A 22,157-nucleotide genomic window follows, 5' to 3' on the forward strand; every position below is an offset into this window, starting at 1 on the left:
TGAAAAACACTCAACAAGAAACGCAATATCTTGTGGATAAACACAGCCACCCAACCATATGCGGAAGCAAAGCGTTGACTCAGCGCCATAGCCCGCGACACACTGTCCGCCAACATCAGAATCAGGCAGGCTTTACGGGTGCGCTTTTCCAAACTCCGTCTGACAGGTTTCAAAAGCTTTGTTGACCCCACCGATCTGGTCATTTCCGATGGTCTGACCGGCGTTGTGGGGCCGAACGGCTGTGGCAAGTCCAACCTGCTCGAGGCGCTGCGCTGGGTGATGGGGGAAAACCGTCCGACCGCGATGCGCGGCGGGGGCATGGAAGACGTGATCTTTGCCGGTGCCGCCACGCGGTCTGCCCGCAATTTTGCCGAAGTGTCGATCCAGATCGAAAACTCCGACCGGCTGGCCCCGGCGGGTTTCAACGATCAGGACCAGATCGACATTGTGCGCCGCATCACCCGCGACGTGGGCAGCGCCTACAAGGTCAACGGCAAGGATGTGCGCGCCCGCGATGTGCAGATGCTCTTCGCCGATGCCTCCACCGGCGCGCATTCGCCCGCGCTGGTGCGGCAAGGCCAGATCAGCGAGTTGATCAACGCCAAGCCCAAGAACCGCCGCCGCATCCTCGAAGAGGCGGCGGGGATCTCCGGCCTCTACCAGCGCCGACACGAAGCGGAACTGAAGCTCAACAGCACCGAGGCGAACCTGTTGCGCGTCGATGACGTGATCGAGCAGCTGGCCGCGCAGCTGGCCCAACTGGCCCGACAGGCGCGACAGGCCGCCCGCTACCGTGCGATTGGCGAAGAACTGCGCCATGCCGAGGGGCTGCTTCTGTATCGCCGCTGGAAAGACGCTGACCTCTCCCGCGCCGAGGCCGATGCGCAGCTGCGCGAACGCACCACCGAGGCCGCCCGCGCCGAAGCCGCCGCGCGCGAAGCGACCAAGTCGCGCGAATTGGCCAATGCCGCCCTGCCCGCATTGCGCGAGGAAGCCGCCATTGCTGCGGCCATCGTGCAACGCCTCTCGCTCCAGCGTGACACGCTGTCCGAACAGGAACGCCGCGCGGCAGATACCATCGAAACACTGACCCGCCGCATCGACCAGATGACCAAGGACATGGAGCGCGAAAGCGGCCTGAACCACGACGCGGGCGAGACCATCCAGCAGCTTGAATGGGAAGCGCGCGAACTGACCAAAGCGGCAGAGGGTCACGACGACAAGCTGGCGGCAGCAATCGAAGCGGCGCAGGAAGCAGGCGCGGTGCTGCAAGCCCGCGAAGCCGATCTGAGCCAGCAGACTGAAGACGTGGCGCGCCTAGCCGCGCGGCACCAGTCGGCGCACAGGCTCTTGTCCGACAGCCAGAAAACGCTCGACCGCAACGAGGCGGATGCGGTGCGCGCGCGCGATGCGATGGCCGCTGCGAAACAGGCCCTGACCCACGCCAACCAAACTGCCGCCATAGCCGAGACCGAACAGGCAGCGGCGCAGGATCTGGCCGAACGCGCTGATCAGGTGCTGACCGAGGCCGAAGCCGCCCGCGCAGAAACCCAGTCACGCGAGGCCGATGCCCGCGCCGAACGCTCCGAAGCCGAAGGCGAGATGAACGCGCTGAGCGCCGAGACCACCGCGCTTGCCCGGCTGCTGGATCGGGACACCGCCGAGGGTGGGCAAATCCTTGACCGTTTGCAGGTCGAACAGGGGTTCGAAAAGGCGCTTGGCGCGGCTTTGGCCGATGACTTGCGGGCCCCCGAAGTGGAGGGTGATGGCCCGACCGGCTGGACGGCGCTGCCGCGCTACGACACCAATCAGCCCTTGCCGCAGGGGATCACCCCGCTGACCAACCACGTGTCCGTTCCCGAAGTGCTGGAACGGCGCATGGCACAGATCGGTCTGGCTGACCCGGACGATGCCGCGCGGCTGCAACCGTTGTTGAAACCCGGTCAACGGCTGGTCAGCCTTGAAGGCGATCTGTGGCGCTGGGACGGGTATCGCGCATGGGCCGAGGATGCGCCTTCTGCCACCGCGCTGCGGCTTGAACAGTTGAACCGGCTGGAATCGCTCAAGCAGGAAACCGCCCGCGCCTCTGCCCGTGTCGATGGTGCGCGTGCCGCACATGAAAGCCTGACCCAGCGGATGACCGATCTGGCGATGGCGGAAAAAGCCGCACGGCAGGCGCGGCGTGATGCCGATGCCGCGGTCACAGACGCCGCGCGCAAGCTCAGCCGGGCAGAGGCTGACCGCGACATGGCCGAGGGCAAGCTGGAAAGCCTGTCGATGGCCGTCAAACGCTACGAGGACGAAGCGACCACGGCGCGGGCGCAACTTGTCGAGGCCCAGCGCGCTGTTGCCGACCTTGATGATCTGGACTCGGCCCGCGCCGAGGTCGAAGATCTCAAGATGACGGTCGAAGCCGCGCGCATGACGATGATGTCGCGCCGGTCTGCGCAAGATGAATTGCGCCGCGAGGGCGATGCCCGCAAGGGTCGGTCGCAACAGGTCACCAAGGAACTCAGCGGCTGGCGTCACCGTCTTGAGACCGCCGAAAAACGCAGCGCGGAACTGGCGGACCGCCGCGCAGCCGCGCAGGCCGAACTCGACAACGCTTCAAGCCTGCCCGAAGAACTGGCCACCCAGCGCGAGAGCCTTGGATACGAGATCACTCAGGCCGATGCCCGCAAGTCCGCGGCAGAAGACGCGCTCTCCGCCGGCGAAGCTTCACTCCGCACGGCGGATCAGGTGGAACGCGAAGCCGAGCGCACCGCGTCCGAGGCCCGCGAAGCCCGTGCTCGATCAGAGGCCCGTGCCGAAGCCGCGCGCGATGCGGTCAACGCGGCGGCAGTGCGGATCGCGGACGAGCAGGAAACCAGCCCGACCAGCCTCTTGCAGAAACTGGGCGCGGACCCGGACAACCTGCCCCGCGCCGAAGCGATTGATGCCGATGTGAACCGGCTCAAGCGACAGCGCGACGCCTTGGGCGCCGTGAACCTGCGCGCCGAGGAAGACGCCCGCGAGGTGCAGGAAGAACATGATACGCTTCTGAGCGAAAAGCTGGACCTCGAAGAGGCGATCAAGACGCTGCGATCCGGCATAGCCAGCCTCAACCGCGAAGGGCGTGAACGCCTTCTGACCGCGTTCGAGCAGGTGAACAGCAATTTCACCCTGCTCTTCACCCATCTCTTTGGCGGAGGTGAGGCCAGCCTTGTGATGGTGGAAAGCGACGATCCGCTCGAAGCCGGACTGGAAATCATGTGCCAGCCGCCGGGCAAGAAGCTGTCGACCCTGTCGCTGCTGTCAGGTGGCGAACAGACCCTGACCGCGTTGGCGCTGATCTTTGCGGTGTTCCTTGCAAACCCCGCGCCGATCTGCGTGCTGGACGAGGTGGACGCGCCGCTGGACGATGCCAACGTCACGCGCTTCTGCGACCTGCTGGACGAGATGTGCCGCCGGACGGAAACGCGGTTCCTGATCATCACGCACCACGCGGTCACCATGTCTCGCATGGACCGGCTGTTCGGGGTCACGATGCAGGAACAGGGCGTCAGCCAGCTTGTATCGGTCGACCTCAAGAAAGCGGAACGCCTCGTCGCGTAAACGTGTCTCCTCGTGTGGGCTTATTCAGCTAGGCTGCTCGCATGACACGATTTGCCTTGGCTCTTGCCCTGATCCCCGCCGTTCTGAGCGCCCAGCAATGGGAACCTCGGGACACCGACGCGCTGTTCGAGCAGGCCGCGTTGGACAGCCTGTTGCGGGGGACGACCATCACCTTTTTCGACGAGGGCCAATCGGAGTTCTTTGCGGATGGCCGATATACCTACACCTACGCAAACAATGACGGCACCGGGTACGGCTATTTCACCGTCATGGAGGACAGCACGATCTGTGTCGAATTCGTCACGGGTTTCTCGCGCTGTGATCTTTACGTCACGGATGCGTCGGGGCGACTGATCGTTATCACGGCTTCCGGTGATCGGTTTCCCACACGTCCCTGATCAACGACAACTGGAGCGGGTGCCCACACTGTGACGATGGGGCATCAGCGCGTCTTTTCGGCCAGTTTCCGCTTAATTTAACCAATTGATGACATTCATTACCCGCGAGTTAACCGTTTGTTATCTACTCGGAGCGGACTCTGTGCCCTCAGGGACCACACACCATGAAAGACCGCCTGACCCCATGAACGTGCTGATCGTGCAAAACGACGCCAAGCTTGGCTATATCTGGCAACGCCATTTGCAACGGCACGACCATGTTGCGGATGTGGCGCTGGATCAGGACAGCGCGATCAACCACCTGCACGAACACTATTACCCGATCATCATTCTTGATGTGGTTCTCGAAGGCGGCAGCGCCATCGCGGTGGCGGATTACGCAAGTTACCGGCATCCCGACGCCCGCGTGATCTTTGTCACCAACACGAGCTTTTTCTCGGACGGGTCGATTTTCCAGCTCTGCGCGAACGCCTGCGCCTTTGTGCCCATCGCGACCCAGCCCGAAGACCTGGCCGCGATGGTCGAGCATTACGCGAAGACCGGCTAGATTGAGGCCAGATGCTCTCGTCCATGCGGGGCATCGAAATCAAGCACAGGGTTGATCGGAATGATCCGGTTTGGATTGATGGTGTCGTGGCTGTAATGGTAGTGGCGCACGATGTGATCAAGGCTCACGGTGCCCGTCACTCCCGGCCATTGATAGAGCTCGCGGGTATACCCCCAGAGGTTCGGGTAATCGACGATCCGCCGCTTGTTGCACTTGAAGTGCAGGTGATACACCGAATCGAAGCGGACAAGCGTGGTGAACAGCCGCCAATCAGCCTCCGTGATGTTCGGCCCGACCAGATAGCGCTGCGATGACAGAATGCCCTCCAACCAGTCCAGGCTTTCGAACAGCGGCACAACCGCCTCGTCATAAGCCTCTTGATTGGTGGCAAAACCGGCCTTGTAGACACCATTGTTGACCGTGTCATACACGCGGGCATTCACCCTTTCGATCTCCTCGCGCAGCGTCACCGGCCAGAAATCCTGCGTGTCTCCGGTGATCCCGTCGAAGGCCGAGTTCAGCATCCGGATGATTTCCGAGCTTTCGTTCGACACGATGGTCTCGCGCTGCTTGTCCCAAAGGATCGGCACGGTGACGCGACCCGAAATTTCGGGGTCCGCCTTCAGATAGATGTCACGGGCAAAGGTCAGACCATGGAGAGTGTCGCCCGTGGCGCCCGGAAAATCGCTGTCAAACGTCCACCCGTCCCCAAGCATGTCCGGATGTACAACCGACACACCGATGTGGTCTTCCAGCCCCTTGATGGCGCGGAAAATCAGCGTGCGATGCGCCCAAGGGCACGCAAGGCTGACATAAAGATGATAGCGACCGGACTCGGCCGGGAACCCGCCCTCGCCTGACGGTCCCGCGCTTCCGTCCGTGGTGATCCAGTTGCGGAACTTTGCCGTGCTGCGCTCGAACTTGCCGCCAGAGCTTTTCGTGTCGTACCACTGGTCCTTCCAGACGCCGTCTACCAACAATCCCATATCATGTTCCCTTCCTGTTGCCCAACAATCTAGGCCCACGGTGCGTTCCCGGAAACGCCCACACCCGCGCAGACAGGTCCGGGTTTGCGCACAGACCTTGCAGGCGGCCACTTGTCCTCACCTTTGGACCCAGAGACCTTGGCTTTGAGCGAAGACCGGTGTAAGCGCTGCCTCGAACATGGAGCGGGGCTGCGACCCTGCTGGCTCTTCCGGCCGCCGATCCGCCGGACAAACCGTCAAACGACGACACGGACAAAGACCGCGCCTTCCCATCGCGGCCTACGGGCAAAGAACTGTTCATGATCTCTATCGCAAAATACCGTCACCAGTGGACGGACAACATCCGCGGCGACCTTCTCTCCGGTCTTGTGGTGGCGCTGGCCCTCATCCCCGAAGCGATCGCGTTCTCGATCATCGCGGGCGTTGACCCCAAGGTGGGTCTTTATGCGTCGTTCTCGATTGCCGTCATCACGGCGATAACGGGCGGACGGCCCGGCATGATCTCGGCGGCAACGGCCGCGACGGCGGTGCTGATGGTCACACTCGTGCGCGATCACGGGCTGGAATACCTGCTTGCCGCGACAGTGCTCGCAGGGCTCATGCAGATCGCCGCCGGCTTTCTGCGGCTCGGATACGTCATGCGGTTCGTGTCGAAATCGGTGATGACGGGCTTTGTGAACGCGCTCGCCATCCTGATCTTCATCGCGCAATTGCCTGAACTTGATCCAAGCCGCGTACCGATGCTGACCTATGCGCTGGTGGCGTCCGGGCTGGCGATCATCTATCTGTTTCCATTGCTCACCAAAGCCATTCCCTCTCCTCTGGTGACGATCATCGTCCTGACCGCCATTGTGGTCGCGATGGGCTGGGATGTGCGCACTGTCGGCGATATGGGCGATCTGCCCGATACGCTGCCGGTGTTCCTGATCCCCGACATCCCGCTGACCTTCGAGACATTGCAGATCATCTTCCCCTACTCGGTCGCCGTTGCCGTCGTCGGCCTGCTCGAAAGCCTGATGACCCAGCAGATCGTCGATGACCTGACCGACACCACCTCGAACCGCAACCAGGAGTGCATCGGCCAGGGGCTTGCCAACACCGCCACCGGTTTCATCGGCGGCATGGCGGGCTGCGCGATGATCGGGCAGTCGATCATCAACGTGAAATCCGGCGGGCGCGGACGGTTGTCCAGCTTTGCAGCCGGGGTGTTCCTGCTGATCATGGTGGTGGCGCTGGGTGATATCGTGGCAATCATTCCGATGGCAGCACTTGTCGCGATCATGATCATGGTTTCCATCGGCACGTTCTCTTGGTCCTCGATCAAGAACCTGCGCGATCACCCGAGATCGTCGTCCATCGTCATGCTCTCGACCGTGTTCTTCGTCATCTACACCCACAACCTCGCCATTGGCGTTCTGGTCGGCGTGCTCTTGTCCGGCATCTTCTTTGCCTGGAAAATCTCGCAACTGTTCCGCGTCCGCTCGACAATCACACCGGACGGCAACCACCGCACCTACATCATCGAAGGACAATTGTTCTTTGCGTCCTCCGAAAACTTCATGAAGGCCTTCGACTTCAAGGAAGCGCCCGAGAAAGTCACCATCGACCTCAGCCGCGCCCATATCTGGGACATTTCATCGGTTGCAGCGTTGGACATGGCTGTGCTCAAGTTCCGCAGGGAAGGCGCAGAGGTCGAACTGATCGGCCTGAACGAAGCCTCGGAAACCATCGTCGACAAGCTTGCCATCCATGACAAGCCCGGCGCGATGGATGACTTGATGAGCCACTAGGGGGACTGCACAATGACAACCAACACACTCATCGCCCTTGTCGATGGCTCGGCCTATTCAGAAAGCGTCTGTCGACACGCGGCTTGGATTGCCAAGAAAAACGACTGGGCCGTCAAGGTCTACCACGTCATGGGGCGTCGCGACGCCGTCGAAAAGCAGGATCTCTCCGGCGCGATCAAGCTGGGGGCCCGCACCGCGCTGCTCGAACAGCTTTCTGAACTGGACGCCGCCCGCGCCAAGCTGGCCCACGAACACGGACGCGCCATCCTCGAAGATGCCAAGACGATCATCAAGGAGGAAGGAGACATCGCTGTCGAAACCCGCCTGCGTCAGGGCGATCTGGTCGAGACCGTGACCGCCAAGGAAGACAGCGGCGACATGATCGTCATCGGCAAACGCGGCGAAGCGGCTGGCCTTGCGATGGAGCATCTGGGGTCGAACCTCGAACGGATCGTCCGCGCCAGCCACAAGCCTGTCTTCATCGCCAGCCGTGCATTCAAGCCGATCCGGTCGATCCTCGTTGCCTTCGACGGTGGTCCGTCATCGCTCAAGGCCGTCGATTACATCGCCCGCAGCCCCGTGTTTGCGGGCCTGTCGGTCGCGCTTGTCTTTGCAGGCAAGAAGACAGCGACCATTGAGAAATCCCTGTCGGATGCGGCGGCAACGCTCAAGGCGGGGGGATTCGATGCGGATACCGTCATTCAAAGCGGCGAGCCTGAAAAGGTTCTGGCTCAGATGGCCTCGACCGGTGACCACGATCTGCTGGTGATGGGTGCTTATGGCCACAGCCGGGTGCGCAGTTTTATCATCGGATCGACCACCACGGAAATGTTGCGCTCCTGCAAGGTGCCGGTCCTGATCATGCGCTGAGGCCTCGCGCCTCAGGACCGAAGCTTTTGCACGATCCAGATCACGATCATCGCCCCCAGAACCGCACCGACCAGCCCCGCCACCGCACCCGTGGCGGCCAGCAGCAGCCGGATCAGCAGACCTCCGATCAAGGCTCCGGCCACACCGACCATGACGGTCTGAAGCGTTCCCATCTCAACCCGCATGAAGCGCGTCGCGAGGAAACCCGCAGCAGCGCCGATCACCAACAGAACCAGGATTCCCACGGTCTATCTCCTCCGCCGGTCGCGCACCGACGCGCGCCAATGGGTCGGCACGATGATCAGCGCACCCAGCGACGACACGATGGCGTTCATGCCCGGTGACCCGAAGCCGATACCGAACATGATCCGCACGAAATAGGCGAGGAACGCCCCACCAACGCAGATGATGATGCTTTGCAGGATGCCGTTATTGGTAAAGCCGGTTTTTTCCGAGATATAGCCGACGATGCCGGCGATCACGACGGTACCCATCAGGACCATGAACATGGCTATTCTCCTACCCGTGTGCCCTTCGGAACAGCCATCCCGCGCAGGAACGTCTCCTTGTCCTGCGCGCCTTTGCCTGCGCGTTGCGCTCGGGTAATGGTAACCGCTCCTGTTCCACAAGCAATGGTGAAGGCGTCATCGAGGACAGTTCCGGCGAAGCCGCTTTGATCGGACAGGGCGCTGCCCAGCAGTTTGACCCGCTCCGGACCGATCATCGTCCAGGCACCGGGGAACGGGGACAGGCCCCTGATCTGGCGATCCACCTCGATGGCCGGGCGGGCCCAGTCGATATGCGCCTCGGCCTTGTCGATCTTTTGGGCATAGGTGATGCCCGCATCCGGCTGCGCCTCGGCGGTCAGATCGTCGATCCGGGCCAGCGCCTGCACGATCAGGTCCGCGCCCATTGCGCTCAGCCGGTCGTGCAATGCGCCCGTGGTCTCGGTTGCGCCAATCAGGGTCGCCTGGCGCAAGAGCACAGGCCCGGTGTCGAGTCCCGCTTCCATCTGCATGATGCAGATGCCGGTCTCCGCATCCCCTGCCATGATCGCGCGGTTAATGGGCGCCGCTCCGCGCCAGCGCGGCAGGAGCGAGGCGTGGATGTTCAGGCAGCCGTGTTTCGGCGCGTCCAGCACCGCCTGCGGCAGGATCAGGCCATAGGCCACCACCACGGCAATATCCGCGCCCAGCGCTGCAAACGCATCCTGTGCGTCGGCATTCCGCAAGCTGGTCGGGTGGCGCACCTCAAGACCCAAGGCCTCGGCGCGGGCATGCACCGGTGTCGGGCGGTCCTTCTTGCCGCGTCCGGCAGGGCGCGGCGGCTGGCAATAGACAGCGGCAATCTCGTGGCCCGCTTTGACCAAAGCATCCAGCACCGGAACCGAGAAATCGGGCGTGCCCATGAAGATGATCCGCATGTCCTAGCCTTTCAGCTTTTTCGCGCGCCGCAATAGCATGTCCCGTTTGGTCTTGCTCAGGTGGTCGAAATACAACTTGCCGTTCAGATGGTCGATCTGGTGCTGCACCGACGTGGCCCAGAGGCCCACGAAGTCCTGTTCGCGCACCGTACCATCCGACGCCGTGAACCGTACGGTCACGGCGCGGGGGCGTTCGATGGTGGCGGAAACTCCGGGCAGGTTGGGGCTGGCCTCTTCATGCGGGCGCAGGTGCACCGAGGCGTGCAGGATCTCGGGGTTCGCCATGCGCACGGCCTTGCCGCGTTCCTCGGACGCATCGACAACCGCAAGCCGTTTGAGAATACCGATCTGGTTCGCGGCCAGTCCGACACCCGGCATCGCCTCCATCGTGTCGATCATGTCCTGCCAGATCGCGCGGATCTCGTCGGTGATCTCATCCACCGGGGCGGCGGCGGTGCGCAGGCATTTGTGTGGCCAGGGCAGGCAAGTGCGGCTGGTCATGACAGCGCCGCGTACTCGGTTTCGAGCCTTGCCTTGGTCTCCGGCGCGAGGCGGTCAAAGATCACCACACCGTTCAGGTGATCCAGCTCGTGCTGGGCGCAGGTTGCAGCAAACCCCGTCAGGCGGCTTTCCTGCCGTGCGCCCTCGAGATCGGTATAGGCCAGCGTGATCTCGGTCGGGCGGATCACATCGGCAGAGACTCCGGGAATGGACAGGCAGGCTTCGGTTTTCTCGGCCACTTTATCGCCGGAGGCCACGATTTCCGGATTGATGCAGACATAGGGTGTGCGGTCGCCGTCTTTCCAGGTCGGGTCCATGACGAACAGCCGCTGCATCACACCGATCTGAGGTGCCGCCAGCCCGCGACCGGGGGCGTGGTACATGGTGTCGAACATGTCCTGCACCAGATCGGCCAGAGCCGCCGGATCACTGACCGGCGCGCAGACCTGCGACAGCCGGGCATCGGGCCATCTGACGATGGGCAGAACGCTCATGCCCGCGCCTGTTCGCGCTTGAGCTTGACCATCTTGCGGGTGATCATCTGGCGCTTGAGCGGCTTGAGATAGTCGATGAACAGCTTGCCATTCAGATGGTCGATCTCGTGCTGCACACAGGTCGCCCAGAGACCGTCGAACTCTTCTTCCCGCGGATTGCCTTTTTCGTCGATCCACGCAACCTTGACCGCCTCTGGACGGGTGACATCGGCGAACTGGTCCGGGATCGACAGGCAGCCTTCTTCGTAGACATTGAGATCGTCGGACGACGCGAGGACCTCGGGATTGAACATCACCAGCGGACGCGGCGTGTCCCTGTCGTCCTTGATGCAATCGACGACGATCAGACGCGACAACACGCCCACCTGAGGCGCGGCCAGCCCGATGCCCGGCGCGTCATACATGGTTTCCAGCATGTCCTTGGCCAGCCTGCGCAAATCGTCCGACAAATCGGGCACGGGCGCACAGGCTTTCTTCAGACGCGGGTCCGGGTGGATGAGGATCGGCAATTTCATGGCAGGCATTTAGGCAATCCCCATGCCAAGGGCAAGTGACCGGGGCTTGTACCTGACGGTCACTGGGGTAGCGTCGCGAAAAATCCAACCATCGGAGCAGAATATGCATGATCTTTTCAACACACCCAATGATCGGCGCGGCACGCACAGTTCCAAGTGGGACATTCTGGACAGCAAGTTCGACGTGTCCAGCGAAGACGGCATCGCGATGTGGACCGCCGACAGCGATTACCCAACTGCGCCCTGTGTGTTGAAAGCACTACAGGACGCGGTGGATCACGGGGTCTTCGGCTATTTCACCGATTTCACCGACTACAACGCCGCCATCCAGTGGTGGATGAAGACCCGACATGGCTGGGACATCGACACGGACTGGATCCTGACCGCGCAGGGATTGGGCAACGCGATTGCCTTGTGCCTCGACGTCTGGTCGCAACTGGGCGACCGGATCGTGACGTTCAACCCGGTCTACCACGAGTTCGAATTCAAGATCCGCCGTGCGGGCCGCGAACCTGTGCAATGCCCACTCACTCTTGAGGGCGACACCTATCATCTCGATCTGGAGGACGCGCAATCGCGGCTGGATGGCACCGAAACCATGCTGATCTTCTGTTCGCCCCAGAACCCCTCCGGCCGCATCTGGACTGCCGAGGAACTGCGCAAGGTGGCCGAGTTCGCCAGGCGCAACGATCTGATCGTCGTGGCCGATGAAATCCACCACGACTTCATCTATCCCGGCGAAACCTTCGTGCCCTTCGACATCGCCGCCCCCGAGGCGCGCGACCGGACCGTGATCCTGACCGCGTCGTCCAAGACGTTCAATATCGCGGGGCAAAAGACCGGCAACATGATCATCCCCGATGCGAAACTGCGCGAGACTATGGCGCAGCGGCTAAGGTCGCTGGACTATTCGCCGAACGCTCTGGGCCTCAAGATGGTGACCGCCGCTTATTCGCCCGAGGGCGCCGCGTGGGTCGATGCGCAGATCGAACACCTGATCGAGAACCGCCGAATTTTTGATGAGGCGGTCAACGCCATCCCCGGTGTGCGGTCCCTTCCGCTGGCATCGACCTATCTCGCCTGGGTCGATTTTTCCGGCACCGGGATGGAGTTTGACGAGATCAGCCGCCGTGTCCGCAAGGAGGCCCGCATCGCCCCCAGCCCCGGTCCGGAATTCGGCCCCGGTGGCGCGTGCTTCCTGCGCTTCAACCTCGCGACACAGCGCTACCGCGTCGAAGAAGCTGTCAAACGCCTGCAAGAGGCGTTCAGCGACCTGCAATAGGATCAGTTGCGTGGTGGGCGCGACTTGTAGACCGGCAGGCTCCAGCCGAAGGCGATGGAGCCTGCGCGCAGGCCAAAGGTGATCGCCGCGGCGACGAGGACGGTGAGGGTGGGGCCAAGGCCCGCAACAGGCGCGAACGCGATCACCGCAGCCCCCGCGACCGAACAGGTCACGTAAAGCTCGCCCTGCTTGAGAACGAGCGGCACTTCGTTGGCCACCACGTCGCGCATCAGGCCGCCCAGACAGCCGGTCACGGCACCCATGACGACGACGATGGGCGCGCTTTGCCCCAGAGCGGCGGCGATATTGGCCCCGGCAGCCACGGCAAAGGACAGGGCAGCGGCGTCGAGCCAGAGGATCGCCTTGTACCGGCTTTCGAACAGATGCGCGGTGAAGAAAACCACCAAGGCGGCCAGGACGGCGACGCCCAGATAGGTCGGGTCGGACATCCAGAAGACCGGGTTGCGGTCCAGCAGGACATCGCGGATCGTCCCGCCGCCAACGCCGGTGAGGATCGCGAGAAACGCAAAGCCGATGATGTCCAACTGCGCGCGGCTGGCGACCAGCGCCCCGGTCAGGGCGAAGACAAGCACCGCCGCATGGTCAAGCAGCGCAATGAGGCTCACGCGGAACCTTTTTTGAAGGGCTTCATGCCTTCGCGGGCCAGTTCATCGGCCCGTTCGTTCTCGGGATGACCTGCATGGCCCTTGACCCATTCCCATGTCACGTCATGCCGCGCCTGCGCCTCGTCAAGCCGCTGCCACAGTTCGACATTCTTCACGGGCTTCTTGTTCGCGGTCTTCCAGCCGTTGCGTTTCCAGCCGTGGATCCAGCCGGTCACGCCGTTCTTTACATAGGCGCTGTCGGTGATGATGGTCAGCGCCGACGGGCGTGCCAGCGTTTCCAGCGCGTGGATCGCCGCGAGCAGTTCCATGCGGTTGTTGGTCGTGTTCGCCTCGCCCCCCGAAAGCGTGCGTTCCTTGACCACGGTTTCGCCGTCCTTGGCCTGCATCAGCACGCCCCAGCCTCCGGGTCCGGGGTTTCCGGAACAGGCTCCGTCGGTGTAGGCAAAAAGGTCAGGCATGGGCAGTTACGGAGATCCAGTCGGTTTCCTCGCCGCTTAGCCCTTTGTCACGCCCGCGTCGATAGGGGCCGACGGTAAAACCGGCCTGTTGCAGCAGGTCGGTCAGGTCGGCCTCGGTGTAGTAGGTGTAATGGCGGTTGAGCCTGTCACGCCCCTCACCGGTGCCTTCCTTGACCGCGATGTGAAACAGGCCGCCGGATTTCAGCGCTGTGTGTATCGCCGATAAATGGCGCGGCAGGTCGGCGCGGCGCGCGTGCAGCAGGCTGAAATTCGCCCAGACGCCATCATAGATCGCAGTGCCGGTGATGTCGTCGAAACTGGCCTGCCACGCGGTGACGCCCTCTATGGCAGAGGCCAGTTCGATCATCGCAACGGATGCGTCAATCGCGTCGACTGCACATCCCGCCCGAACCATGTGACGCGCCGAGGTGCCGGGGCCACAACCCAGATCGAGAACACGCGCGCCTGTTGGCAAGTCTGCGATGAAGCTCGCCAATGTGTCGCTTGGGGTGCCCGAGGGATCAAGCCCGGCATAGTCGCTTGCGCGCGCATCGTAGACAGCGATCGTCTCGCGGTCGGTCACAGGAACACGCCCACCGACAGCCAAAGGATGACAAGCGCCGTCAGCAGCCCGCGCAAGTGCAACCACCATTTCGGCGCAAGCCCCCAGGTCCAGAACGCAAAGTCCAGCACCAGCAGGCCCAGAAATCCGAAGATCAGATTGGTGCCCGCCGAAACGGGTCCGCCGCCGGTCATGAAAAACGCCCAGAGCGCCGGGATCACCGACAGCGCATAGCCCGTCGCCGCCTGCCCGCCTTGCGCCTTGGTGGCAAAACCCCACAGCACGCCGGACATGAAGCTGAGAATCACCATGCCGTAGCTGAGTTGCACATAGGGCCCGATGAACCGGGGGCCAAGCGTGTCCAGCCCCCATTGGGCCACCGCATCGGACAGCAAGGTCAGCGCGCCCCAGGCAAAGGGGATCACGCCGGCAAGGCCAAGGATCAGGGCGGAACGGGGAATTTGGGTCATGCTGGGTCCGTTGTTCTGGTGACGCACCTTGACCTAGCTCAGGCGCGTTCCAACGCCAACCGTCCGACAAAGACGGCAAAAATCGTGTCGATGCAGGATTGCGAGCGATGCATAGCGGGTCCTCGCTGGGTGTGCTGTGATGACGCTATACATTTGCGTCCCAATGATCTAGACGCGCGCTTTGGCCCACTGACGGGCTGCTGATACAAAGAAGACGACACTCGTGAAAAAAGCCCTGCAAGACGCCCTTGATGCCCGTGGATATGAAACGCTGACCCCGGTTCAGGAGGCGGTACTCAATCCCGGATATGTTGGAGCGGACCTTTTGGTCTCGGCCCAGACAGGATCGGGCAAGACGCTGGGCTTTGGCCTTGCCATCGCGCCGACGATCCTCGAGGACGAAACATTTGGCCCTGCAGGTGCGCCTCTGGCCTTGGTGATCGCGCCGACGCGCGAACTGGCGATGCAGGTGAAACGCGAACTGTCCTGGCTCTATGCGCAGGCCGGTGTCGTGATGGCCTCGACCGTGGGCGGCATGGACATGCGCGATGAACGCCGTGCGCTGGAGCGGGGGGCGCATATCGTCGTCGCCACGCCGGGGCGTCTGCGCGACCACATCATGCGCAACTCGATCGATCTGTCGCAATGCCGCGCCGTGATTCTGGACGAGGCGGACGAGATGCTGGATCTGGGCTTTCGCGAAGACCTGGAATTCATCCTGGGTGAAGCGCCCGAGGACCGTCAGACGCTTCTGTTCTCGGCAACCGTACCGCCGCAGATCGCCAAGCTGGCGAAAAGCTATCAGCGCGATGCAATCCGTGTTGTCACCAAATCCGAAACCAGCCAGCACGCCGACATCGCCTACCGCGTCATGCAGGTGAATGACCGCGACACCGACAACGCGGTGATCAATACGCTGCGGTTCTACGAGGCGCCCAACGCCCTCGTCTTTGCCAACACCCGCGCGATGGTGAACCGCCTGACGACCCGCCTGTCGAATCGCGGATTTCAGGTGGTCGCCCTGTCGGGCGAGCTGTCGCAGACCGAACGAACCCACGCGCTGCAGGCGATGCGCGACGGACGGGCACAGGTCTGCGTGGCCACAGACGTGGCCGCACGCGGCATCGACCTGCCGAACCTCGATCTGGTTGTGCATGCCGAATTGCCGTCGAACCACGAAACGCTGCTGCACCGCTCGGGCCGAACGGGGCGCGCCGGGCGCAAGGGTGTGTCTGCGTTGATCGTGACACCGAAAGTGCGCAAGAAGGCCGAGCGCATTCTGGGTATGGCCAAGCTGAAATCCGACTGGGGGTCTGCACCCTCGGCCGAAGAGGTGCTTGAACGGGACGAGGACCGCATGTTCGCCGATCCGGCATGGGACACTCCGGTGGGCGAATCAGAGGAAACCGTGGTGACACGGCTTGTGGCGGAAAAGACGCCCGAGCAGATCGCGGCGGCCTATCTGCGCATGTTTCGCGAACAGCACACCGCGCCTGAAGAACTGTCGGACCCCGGTGCCAAACCCGAAAAGCGCGAGGAGTTCGGCCCGAGCGTCTGGTTCGCCGTATCCGGTGGCCGCGATGCCGACGCCGAACCCCGGCGAGTTCTGCCGATGGTCTGCGGCGCTGGCGATCTGAGCAAGGACGACATCGGCGCGATCCGTATTCAGCAGGATCATTCACTGGTGCAGATCAAGGAATCGTCGGTTGCACGCTTCCTGAATGCCGTTGGTCCCGAGATGGAGCTGGAAAAGGGCGTGACCCTGACCCGGCTCGACAAGGCACCCGATTTTGACCGTGGCGCGCGGCCCGCGGCCAATCGCGGCCCCAAGCCAGAGCGCAAGCCGTACCGCGATGCGCCTCAAGCCGAGCCTGTGGCCCGGCACGACGTGCCGGAGGCCAGAACCGAGGCCCCCGCGAAACCGACGCCATCGTCTTCGGCACCGATCGACTGGAATGACGATCCGGCGCCCCGTGCGCGCAAGCCGAAACCTGCGGACCGCAAGCCAGCGGGCAAACCTGCTGGATCGTATGCCCGTTCGTCAGATGGCCCGGCGCGTGAGCGCAAGCCGTACCAAGGCAAGTCCGATGGCCCGGCGCGTGAGCGCAAGCCCTACGAGGGCAAATCCGATGGCCCGGCGCGCGAACGCAAGCCGTACGAGGGCAAATCCGACGGGCCTGCCCGCGAGCGCAAACCCTATCAGGGCAAATCCGACGGCCCGGCGCGCGAGCGCAAGCCCTATGGCGACAAGCCCAGCGGAGAGCGTCCGCCGCGTCGCACCGAAAGCGAATTTCAGGCGCAGCCCTACAAGGGCAAGGGAAAACCCAAGGGTCCGCCGCCGCCCGAAGGCAGACCGGACAGCAAGAAGAACGTTGCCCGTGCAGCCACCCGCGCCAATGCGAGCGATCCGTCGCAAAGCATGCGCAAGCCGCGTGCAGGTGCCGCGAAACCGGGCGGAAAGTTTGGCGGCAAGCCAGGGGGAAAGCCAACCGGCAAACCCGCGGGCAAGTTCAGCGGGAAACCCGGCGGAAAGAAATGAGCCATGATCGGTGCGTGCAAGCACGCACCTTTACGCAGGCACCCGCAAAACGCGCGGCACCTTGAACTCCACGTTCTCGACTGCCGTTTCGACCATCTCGACCGTGACCTCATAGCGATCCCGGAAGGCGTCGATCACTTCGTTGATCAGCTCTTCGGGCGCGCTGGCACCGGCGGTGATGCCGATGCTGGCGATCCCGTCCAATGCGCGCCAGTCGATATCGGGGGCGCGCTGGACAAGCTGGGAATAGGCGCATCCCGCCTTGCTGCCCACTTCGACCAGACGCCGCGAATTGGACGAGTTGGGCGCACCGACCACCAGCATCGCATCACATTTCGGGGCCATCGCCTTGACCGCCTCCTGGCGGTTCGTGGTGGCGTAGCAGATGTCTTCCTTGTGCGGGCCGACAATCTTGGGAAAGCGGGCATGCAGTGCCGCCACGATGTCGATCGTGTCATCCACGCTAAGCGTCGTTTGCGTGACAAAGGCCAGACGTTCGGGATCGCGCGCATCCACCTTGGCCACATCCGCAACCGTTTCGACAAGAAGCACCTCACCCTCGGGCAATTGCCCCATCGTGCCGATGGTTTCGGGATGGCCTTCGTGGCCAATCATGATCATCTGGAGACCGTTCTCATGGTGCCGCGCCGCCTCGATATGCACCTTGCTCACCAAGGGACAGGTCGCGTCGACATAGATCATCTCGCGCTTGGCCGCTTCGGCGGGCACGGCTTTGGGCACGCCATGCGCGGAAAAGATCACCGGTCGGTCATCGGGGCATTCATCCAGTTCCTCGACAAACACCGCACCCTTGTCGCGCAGTGAATCCACCACGTATTTGTTGTGCACGATCTCGTGGCGCACGTAGACAGGCGCACCCCATTTCTGGAGCGCCATCTCGACGATCTTGATGGCGCGGTCCACACCGGCGCAAAAGCCGCGCGGCGCGGCAAGGTAGAGTGTCAGGGGCGGTTTGGTCATGTCTGTCTCCGTCATGCCCAAGACCTAAAGCCTCGGGACGCGCGTTTCCAGTGCAATGCGGGGTTCACCGCGCCGTGACTTGACCTTCCTGTGCGGGAACCCCGTGATGTCCGGCAGAAAGACCCAAGGATTCCGAATGAAGAAGACCCTCATCGCAGGCGTGGCGACATCCCTGATTCTGGGAGGTGCTGTCTGGATCGCCCCGGCATGGACCGCCGACGCGGCACGTCCCACCCTGCCCTATACCGACCCCGCGCGAATCGCCGAAGGCAAAGTGCTTTATGCCGACTATTGTGCCAGCTGCCACGGCACCAACCTCGAAGGGCAGCAACCCAATTGGCAGGATCGCGATGCGGACGGATACCTGCCCGCGCCACCGCATGACGAAACAGGCCACACCTGGCATCATGACAATGCGCTTCTGATCCGGATCGTGCGCGAGGGCACAGAGGCCATCGTCGGCGGCAGCTACAAATCCAACATGATGGGCTTTGGCGATGTGCTGAGCGACGATGAGATCGCAAGCATTCTGGGTTACATCAAAAGCACCTGGCCCGCACAGGTTCAGGACATCCACAACGAGATCAACGCGCGCGTCCTGCCCTGACACGGGACTCTACCGGGAATAGTCGCGACGGGCATCCCGCCTGCTTTGCCGCTTGCCTTGATGCGATGTTGGGGGCATGGCGTGGGAATGCGCCTTACAGACTTCATCCGTGCCAATGCGCCCTTTCTGACCGCGGGGGTGATGCTCACCTTCCTGTCGTCATTCGGCCAGACCTATTTCATCTCTCTCTTTGCCGGGGAACTCCGCCTTGCCTTTGACCTGAGTCACGGAGAATGGGGCGGGATCTACATGGTCGGCACGATGGTGTCGGCAGCGGTGATGGTCTGGGCAGGAGGCCTGACCGATCTGTTCCGTGTCCGACTCCTTGGCCCCGTCGTTCTGGTCGGCCTTGCGCTGTCGTGTCTGGCGATGGCGTTCAACCCCTGGGTCTGGGCGCTGCCCGTCATCATCTTCGCGCTGCGATTCTTCGGTCAGGGCATGTGTTCGCATATCGCGGTGATCGCGATGGCGCGCTGGTTTGTCGCCACACGCGGGCGCGCGCTGTCCATCGCCACGCTGGGCTTTGCCGTTGGCGAAGCCCTGGCACCGATGGCGGTAGTGGCGGCGATGACCGTGATCGCGTGGCAAAACCTCTGGATTGTCGGCGCTCTGATCTGCCTCGGTGCTGTACCCGTTCTGGCAAGGTTGCTGGCGCAGGAACGGACCCCCGCGTCACATGCAGAAACGGATGTGGCACTCGGGATGTCCGGGCGGCACTGGCAGCGGATGGAGGTGCTTCGGCATCCGCTCTTCTGGTGCATGGTGCCCGCAGCACTTGGCCCCGCCGCCTTCAACACCGCATTCTTCTTTCACCAGGTCCATATCGCCGAGGTGAAGGGGCTCGAACACCTCGTCTTCGTCAGCTTCTTCCCGCTTTACACCCTCATCGGGATCACCTCGATGGTGGTGTCGGGCTGGGCACTGGACAGGCTTGGAACGGCGCGACTGACCCCATTCTACCAACTGCCGATGGTTGTCGCGTTCCTGCTGTTCGCAGTCAGCGACAGCGCATGGGGGCTTGCCTTGGGCTTTGTCTTCCTTGGGATCACATCGGGTGCGAATTCCACCCTGCCCAACGCCTTCTGGGCGGAATTCTACGGCACCGCGCACATCGGTGCGATCAAGTCGATGGCCACCGCTGTCATGGTGTTGGGATCGGCCATCGGTCCGGGCCTGACCGGGCTGCTGATCGACCTAGGGGTCGGGATAGAAACGCAGTTCGTGGGCGTTGCGGGGTATTTCTGCGCCGCCACCGCGCTCATGATCCTGGGCATTACGCGCGCCGCCCGCGATCTGCCATTGGCAAAAAACATCGTCTGATCTCAGAACACCGCAGCCGTCGCCAACGCGACAATGATATAGCGGACCGTCTTGGCGATGCCGACCAGCAGGAAGAACAGCCAGACATTGGTCCGCATGACCCCTGCCACGATTGTCAGCGCATCCCCGAGAGGTGCCCAGCTCAGCAGCAGCGTCCAGACCCCCCATTTGAGGTACCACTCGCGGGCCCGCTCAAGCTGAGCATCGGTCACCGGAAACCAGCGTCGGCCCCGAAACCGTTCCAGCACCCGGCCCATGACGTAATTGAGCCCTGAGCCGAGGATATTTCCGACGCTTGCAAAGAGGATGATCCATCCGATCGGGATGTCTCCGCGCAATTGGAGCGCGACGAACACGATCTCGGATTGGAACGGCAGGATTGTTGCCGCTCCGAACGCCACGATGAAAAGACCGCTTAACGCAAGCAGGTCACTCCACATGAGGCATTCGAAGCGGGATCAACACTCAGTCCTGTTCAGCCGCAACCGGCTGACGCTCTGGCATCGGATCGCGCGGTGGGCGCCCGATCACGTCACGCAGTTCGTCCAGTTCGATGAAGTTGTCGGCCTGACGCCGCAATTCATCCGCGATCATCGGCGGCTGGCTGCGGATCGTGGACACGACCGACACCCGGACACCCTTGCGCTGCAGGCTTTCGATCAACGGACGGAAGTCGCCGTCGCCGGAAAACAGCACCACGTGATCGACGTGATCCGCGAGTTCCATGGCATCGACAGTGAGTTCGATGTCCATGTTGCCCTTGACCTTACGGCGGCCCTGGCTGTCGGTGTATTCCTTGGCCGGTTTCGTCCGCATGTTGAAACCGTTGTAATGCAGCCAATCGACCAGGGGTCTGATCGGCGAATACTCGTCATTCTCCAGCAGAGCCGTGTAGTAGAAGGCGCGCAGAAGTTTGCCACGACGTACGAATTCCTGCCGCAGCAGCTTGTAGTCGATGTCGAACCCCAGCGATTTTGCAGCCGCATAGAGATTCGAGCCGTCAATGAACAGCGCCAAACGCTCGTCTTTGTAAAACATGAATTGAGCCTTTCGAAATAAAGCAACGACTTAACCAGTGATCGGGAGTGGTGGTTCCGAACCCTGTTGGCAAAGCCGCGTCAGGTGATTTAATGACTTGAGGTAGCATCGCAAGGTGAGAATTCCCGGCAGTCTCGCAGATATGACAGATTTATGAACGATTTCTATATCGCTTTGGGTGCAAATTTGCCCTCCGGCGGGTCTTTGCCGAGCGACACGCTCAAGGCGGCAATTGACGATCTGAGCCAACAAAACATGGCTGTTCAAGCCATCAGCGCGTTTTACAGAACGCCGTGTTTCCCGGCCGGGACGGGCCCGGATTACATCAACGCCGCCGCGCATCTTAAGTCGGACATGCCTTCCAAAGATATCCTCGCGCAACTTCACGAAATCGAGGCAAAGCATGGCCGCGAGCGTGTGGAGCGCTGGGGCATGCGCACGCTCGACCTTGACCTGATCGCCTGCGGCGACTCGGTGCTGCCGGATCTGGCGACTTACGAGACGTGGCGCAAACTTTCGCCCGACCGGCAAAGGCAGGCGGCGCCCTCGGAACTGGTGCTGCCGCATCCCCGTTTGCAGGACCGCGCTTTTGTTCTTGTGCCGCTCAGGGATATTGCGGCACAGTGGCGTCACCCGGTTCTAGGTTTGACCGTGACCGAGATGTGCAATTCACTCGCGCCAGAGGCTCTGGCCGAGATTGTTATGCTGGAATCCTGATATCGACTTGTATTCGTCGGATCGGATGGATATCTGTTATTCCTCTAAGGCTGCCCGATGAATTGGAGTTCCCATGGCCCGCGTGACGGTTGAAGATTGCGTTGACAAAGTTCCAAATCGTTTTGAGCTTGTGATGCTCGCGGCGCATCGCGCCCGCGAAGTGACTGCCGGTGCTGCAATCACGGTCGATCGCGACAACGACAAGAACCCCGTTGTTGCGCTTCGTGAAATTGCGGACGAAACTCAATCGGCGGACGAACTTCGCGAACGTCTGATCGAATCGAACCAGACGCAGATCGAAGTCGATGAGCCGGAAGAAGACGCGATGGCGTTGCTTATGGGTGCAGAACCCGACAAGCCCGCCGACGACGATCTTTCCGAGGAAAAACTGCTCCGTGCGCTGATGGAGGCGCAGGGTCAGGGCTAAGGTTCGCTGCGA

At 62.3% G+C, this 22,157-nt stretch carries 25 protein-coding genes and 1 other annotated feature; of the genes, 11 read left to right on the plus strand and 14 right to left on the minus strand.

All coding sequences use genetic code 11. The annotated features are described in order from the left end of the window. Positions 1-138: 138 nt before the first annotated feature. The 3 genes from smc (at position 139) to IEV82_RS01005 (ending at position 4,539) form a co-directional block, all read left to right on the plus strand. Positions 139-3,594 (plus strand): chromosome segregation protein SMC, encoded by a 3,456-nt coding sequence (smc, locus tag IEV82_RS00995; protein WP_188480081.1) that lies wholly within the window; start codon positions 139-141, stop codon positions 3,592-3,594. A 41-nt stretch (positions 3,595-3,635) separates the two neighbouring features. After that, entirely contained in the window at positions 3,636-3,992 is a 357-nt protein-coding gene (locus tag IEV82_RS01000) for a hypothetical protein (protein ID WP_188480082.1), read from the plus strand. A gap of 184 nt (positions 3,993-4,176) precedes the next feature. Next, on the plus strand, positions 4,177-4,539 hold the full coding sequence (locus tag IEV82_RS01005) for a response regulator (RefSeq protein WP_188480083.1): 363 nt from the start codon (positions 4,177-4,179) through the stop codon (positions 4,537-4,539). Here IEV82_RS01005 and IEV82_RS01010 read toward each other — a convergent pair. Beyond that, complete coding sequence (locus IEV82_RS01010; RefSeq protein WP_188480084.1) at positions 4,536-5,525, minus strand: glutathione S-transferase family protein; 990 nt, start codon at positions 5,523-5,525, stop codon at positions 4,536-4,538. The two genes, IEV82_RS01005 and IEV82_RS01010, sit on opposite strands and share 4 nt — an antisense overlap. Positions 5,526-5,702: 177 nt before the next feature. After that, positions 5,703-5,759, plus strand: a sequence feature (sul1 is cis-regulatory element that is thought to sense ions involved in sulfur or methionine metabolism; They are found in Alphaproteobacteria). 65 nt (positions 5,760-5,824) lie between these two features. On the opposite strand from IEV82_RS01010, the gene IEV82_RS01015 reads away from it, so the two are divergent. Further along, positions 5,825-7,315, plus strand: coding sequence for a SulP family inorganic anion transporter (locus IEV82_RS01015; RefSeq protein WP_188480085.1), 1,491 nt, complete (start codon positions 5,825-5,827; stop codon positions 7,313-7,315). Positions 7,316-7,327: 12 nt separating this feature from the next. Beyond that, entirely contained in the window at positions 7,328-8,185 is an 858-nt protein-coding gene (locus tag IEV82_RS01020) for a universal stress protein (RefSeq protein WP_188480086.1), read from the plus strand. 11 nt (positions 8,186-8,196) lie between these two features. Here the strand turns inward: IEV82_RS01020 and IEV82_RS01025 are convergent, their stop codons facing one another. The 6 genes from IEV82_RS01025 to def (IEV82_RS01050) are packed head-to-tail and all read right to left on the minus strand — an operon-like array spanning position 8,197 to position 11,118. Further along, complete coding sequence (locus IEV82_RS01025) at positions 8,197-8,430, minus strand: GlsB/YeaQ/YmgE family stress response membrane protein (RefSeq protein WP_188480087.1); 234 nt, start codon at positions 8,428-8,430, stop codon at positions 8,197-8,199. 3 nt (positions 8,431-8,433) lie between these two features. After that, positions 8,434-8,694 carry a hypothetical protein gene (locus IEV82_RS01030; protein ID WP_188480088.1) on the minus strand — a complete coding sequence of 87 codons (261 nt, stop codon included), beginning with the start codon at positions 8,692-8,694 and terminating at the stop codon, positions 8,434-8,436. Positions 8,695-8,696: 2 nt separating this feature from the next. After that, on the minus strand, positions 8,697-9,608 hold the full coding sequence (gene fmt / locus IEV82_RS01035) for a methionyl-tRNA formyltransferase (protein ID WP_188480089.1): 912 nt from the start codon (positions 9,606-9,608) through the stop codon (positions 8,697-8,699). Positions 9,609-9,611: 3 nt separating this feature from the next. Beyond that, positions 9,612-10,109 carry a peptide deformylase gene (gene def, locus IEV82_RS01040; protein ID WP_188480090.1) on the minus strand — a complete coding sequence of 166 codons (498 nt, stop codon included), beginning with the start codon at positions 10,107-10,109 and terminating at the stop codon, positions 9,612-9,614. Next, complete coding sequence (gene def / locus IEV82_RS01045) at positions 10,106-10,603, minus strand: peptide deformylase (protein WP_188480091.1); 498 nt, start codon at positions 10,601-10,603, stop codon at positions 10,106-10,108. Before def (IEV82_RS01045) ends, def (IEV82_RS01040) begins: the two co-directional genes overlap by 4 nt. Further along, positions 10,600-11,118 carry a peptide deformylase gene (def, locus tag IEV82_RS01050; protein ID WP_188480776.1) on the minus strand — a complete coding sequence of 173 codons (519 nt, stop codon included), beginning with the start codon at positions 11,116-11,118 and terminating at the stop codon, positions 10,600-10,602. Before def (IEV82_RS01050) ends, def (IEV82_RS01045) begins: the two co-directional genes overlap by 4 nt. 103 nt (positions 11,119-11,221) lie before the next feature. Here def (IEV82_RS01050) and IEV82_RS01055 point away from each other — a divergent pair, with 103 nt between their 5' ends. Next, on the plus strand, positions 11,222-12,400 hold the full coding sequence (locus IEV82_RS01055; protein ID WP_188480092.1) for a MalY/PatB family protein: 1,179 nt from the start codon (positions 11,222-11,224) through the stop codon (positions 12,398-12,400). Between the two features lie 2 nt (positions 12,401-12,402). Here IEV82_RS01055 and IEV82_RS01060 read toward each other — a convergent pair whose 3' ends face one another. The 4 genes from IEV82_RS01060 to IEV82_RS01075 are packed head-to-tail and all read right to left on the minus strand — an operon-like array spanning position 12,403 to position 14,516. Further along, a complete protein-coding gene (locus tag IEV82_RS01060) occupies positions 12,403-13,026 on the minus strand; it encodes a trimeric intracellular cation channel family protein (protein ID WP_188480093.1) in 624 nt (207 codons plus the stop codon). Continuing rightward, positions 13,023-13,484 (minus strand): ribonuclease HI, encoded by a 462-nt coding sequence (rnhA, locus tag IEV82_RS01065; RefSeq protein WP_188480094.1) that lies wholly within the window; start codon positions 13,482-13,484, stop codon positions 13,023-13,025. The genes IEV82_RS01060 and rnhA overlap by 4 nt, the downstream gene beginning before the upstream one ends. Continuing rightward, on the minus strand, positions 13,477-14,067 hold the full coding sequence (locus IEV82_RS01070; RefSeq protein WP_188480095.1) for a class I SAM-dependent DNA methyltransferase: 591 nt from the start codon (positions 14,065-14,067) through the stop codon (positions 13,477-13,479). The genes rnhA and IEV82_RS01070 overlap by 8 nt, the downstream gene beginning before the upstream one ends. Continuing rightward, positions 14,064-14,516: a DUF3429 domain-containing protein gene (locus IEV82_RS01075; RefSeq protein ID WP_188480096.1), complete on the minus strand. Its 453-nt coding sequence runs from the start codon at positions 14,514-14,516 to the stop codon at positions 14,064-14,066. Before IEV82_RS01075 ends, IEV82_RS01070 begins: the two co-directional genes overlap by 4 nt. Positions 14,517-14,739: 223 nt before the next feature. Here IEV82_RS01075 and IEV82_RS01080 point away from each other — a divergent pair, with 223 nt between their 5' ends. Continuing rightward, positions 14,740-17,055, plus strand: a complete 2,316-nt coding sequence (locus tag IEV82_RS01080) for a DEAD/DEAH box helicase (RefSeq protein ID WP_188480097.1) — start codon at positions 14,740-14,742, stop codon at positions 17,053-17,055. 30 nt (positions 17,056-17,085) lie between these two features. Here the strand turns inward: IEV82_RS01080 and ispH are convergent, their stop codons facing one another. Continuing rightward, a complete protein-coding gene (gene ispH / locus IEV82_RS01085) occupies positions 17,086-18,036 on the minus strand; it encodes a 4-hydroxy-3-methylbut-2-enyl diphosphate reductase (protein ID WP_188480098.1) in 951 nt (316 codons plus the stop codon). A gap of 136 nt (positions 18,037-18,172) precedes the next feature. On the opposite strand from ispH, the gene IEV82_RS01090 reads away from it, so the two are divergent. After that, on the plus strand, positions 18,173-18,643 hold the full coding sequence (locus tag IEV82_RS01090) for a c-type cytochrome (RefSeq protein ID WP_188480099.1): 471 nt from the start codon (positions 18,173-18,175) through the stop codon (positions 18,641-18,643). 87 nt (positions 18,644-18,730) lie between these two features. Continuing rightward, entirely contained in the window at positions 18,731-19,963 is a 1,233-nt protein-coding gene (locus tag IEV82_RS01095) for an MFS transporter (protein ID WP_188480100.1), read from the plus strand. Positions 19,964-19,965: 2 nt separating this feature from the next. Here IEV82_RS01095 and IEV82_RS01100 read toward each other — a convergent pair whose 3' ends face one another. Further along, complete coding sequence (locus tag IEV82_RS01100; RefSeq protein WP_188480101.1) at positions 19,966-20,403, minus strand: YqaA family protein; 438 nt, start codon at positions 20,401-20,403, stop codon at positions 19,966-19,968. A 25-nt stretch (positions 20,404-20,428) separates the two neighbouring features. Then, entirely contained in the window at positions 20,429-21,001 is a 573-nt protein-coding gene (locus IEV82_RS01105) for a LabA-like NYN domain-containing protein (RefSeq protein ID WP_188480102.1), read from the minus strand. 153 nt (positions 21,002-21,154) lie between these two features. On the opposite strand from IEV82_RS01105, the gene folK reads away from it, so the two are divergent. Together folK and rpoZ are read left to right on the plus strand one after the other, a co-directional pair. Next, the gene (gene folK / locus IEV82_RS01110; protein ID WP_188480103.1) at positions 21,155-21,718 is read left to right on the plus strand and encodes a 2-amino-4-hydroxy-6-hydroxymethyldihydropteridine diphosphokinase; all 564 of its coding nucleotides are present in this window, start codon (positions 21,155-21,157) and stop codon (positions 21,716-21,718) included. Positions 21,719-21,791: 73 nt separating this feature from the next. Next, on the plus strand, positions 21,792-22,145 hold the full coding sequence (rpoZ, locus tag IEV82_RS01115) for a DNA-directed RNA polymerase subunit omega (protein WP_188480104.1): 354 nt from the start codon (positions 21,792-21,794) through the stop codon (positions 22,143-22,145). Positions 22,146-22,157: the final 12 nt, after the last annotated feature.

The sequence above is a fragment of the Marivita lacus genome (assembly GCF_014637725.1).
In the GTDB taxonomy this organism is placed as follows: Bacteria; Pseudomonadota; Alphaproteobacteria; order Rhodobacterales; family Rhodobacteraceae; genus Marivita; species Marivita lacus.

Excerpts from the sequence above, each read along its gene's own strand:
- fmt (WP_188480089.1), bottom strand. The coding sequence starts at position 9,608 with ATGCGGATCATCTTCATGGGCACGCCCGATTTCTCGGTTCCGGTGCTG.
- IEV82_RS01095 (WP_188480100.1), top strand. The coding sequence starts at position 18,731 with ATGCGCCTTACAGACTTCATCCGTGCCAATGCGCCCTTTCTGACCGCG.
- folK (WP_188480103.1), top strand. The coding sequence starts at position 21,155 with ATGAACGATTTCTATATCGCTTTGGGTGCAAATTTGCCCTCCGGCGGG.
- IEV82_RS01030 (WP_188480088.1), bottom strand. The coding sequence starts at position 8,694 with ATGTTCATGGTCCTGATGGGTACCGTCGTGATCGCCGGCATCGTCGGC.
- def (WP_188480090.1), bottom strand. The coding sequence starts at position 10,109 with ATGACCAGCCGCACTTGCCTGCCCTGGCCACACAAATGCCTGCGCACC.
- rpoZ (WP_188480104.1), top strand. The coding sequence starts at position 21,792 with ATGGCCCGCGTGACGGTTGAAGATTGCGTTGACAAAGTTCCAAATCGT.
- IEV82_RS01020 (WP_188480086.1), top strand. The coding sequence starts at position 7,328 with ATGACAACCAACACACTCATCGCCCTTGTCGATGGCTCGGCCTATTCA.
- IEV82_RS01075 (WP_188480096.1), bottom strand. The coding sequence starts at position 14,516 with ATGACCCAAATTCCCCGTTCCGCCCTGATCCTTGGCCTTGCCGGCGTG.
- IEV82_RS01015 (WP_188480085.1), top strand. The coding sequence starts at position 5,825 with ATGATCTCTATCGCAAAATACCGTCACCAGTGGACGGACAACATCCGC.
- IEV82_RS01005 (WP_188480083.1), top strand. The coding sequence starts at position 4,177 with ATGAACGTGCTGATCGTGCAAAACGACGCCAAGCTTGGCTATATCTGG.
- IEV82_RS01000 (WP_188480082.1), top strand. The coding sequence starts at position 3,636 with ATGACACGATTTGCCTTGGCTCTTGCCCTGATCCCCGCCGTTCTGAGC.
- IEV82_RS01055 (WP_188480092.1), top strand. The coding sequence starts at position 11,222 with ATGCATGATCTTTTCAACACACCCAATGATCGGCGCGGCACGCACAGT.
- IEV82_RS01010 (WP_188480084.1), bottom strand. The coding sequence starts at position 5,525 with ATGGGATTGTTGGTAGACGGCGTCTGGAAGGACCAGTGGTACGACACG.
- rnhA (WP_188480094.1), bottom strand. The coding sequence starts at position 13,484 with ATGCCTGACCTTTTTGCCTACACCGACGGAGCCTGTTCCGGAAACCCC.
- IEV82_RS01090 (WP_188480099.1), top strand. The coding sequence starts at position 18,173 with ATGAAGAAGACCCTCATCGCAGGCGTGGCGACATCCCTGATTCTGGGA.
- ispH (WP_188480098.1), bottom strand. The coding sequence starts at position 18,036 with ATGACCAAACCGCCCCTGACACTCTACCTTGCCGCGCCGCGCGGCTTT.
- def (WP_188480091.1), bottom strand. The coding sequence starts at position 10,603 with ATGAGCGTTCTGCCCATCGTCAGATGGCCCGATGCCCGGCTGTCGCAG.
- def (WP_188480776.1), bottom strand. The coding sequence starts at position 11,118 with ATGAAATTGCCGATCCTCATCCACCCGGACCCGCGTCTGAAGAAAGCC.
- IEV82_RS01105 (WP_188480102.1), bottom strand. The coding sequence starts at position 21,001 with ATGTTTTACAAAGACGAGCGTTTGGCGCTGTTCATTGACGGCTCGAAT.
- IEV82_RS01100 (WP_188480101.1), bottom strand. The coding sequence starts at position 20,403 with ATGTGGAGTGACCTGCTTGCGTTAAGCGGTCTTTTCATCGTGGCGTTC.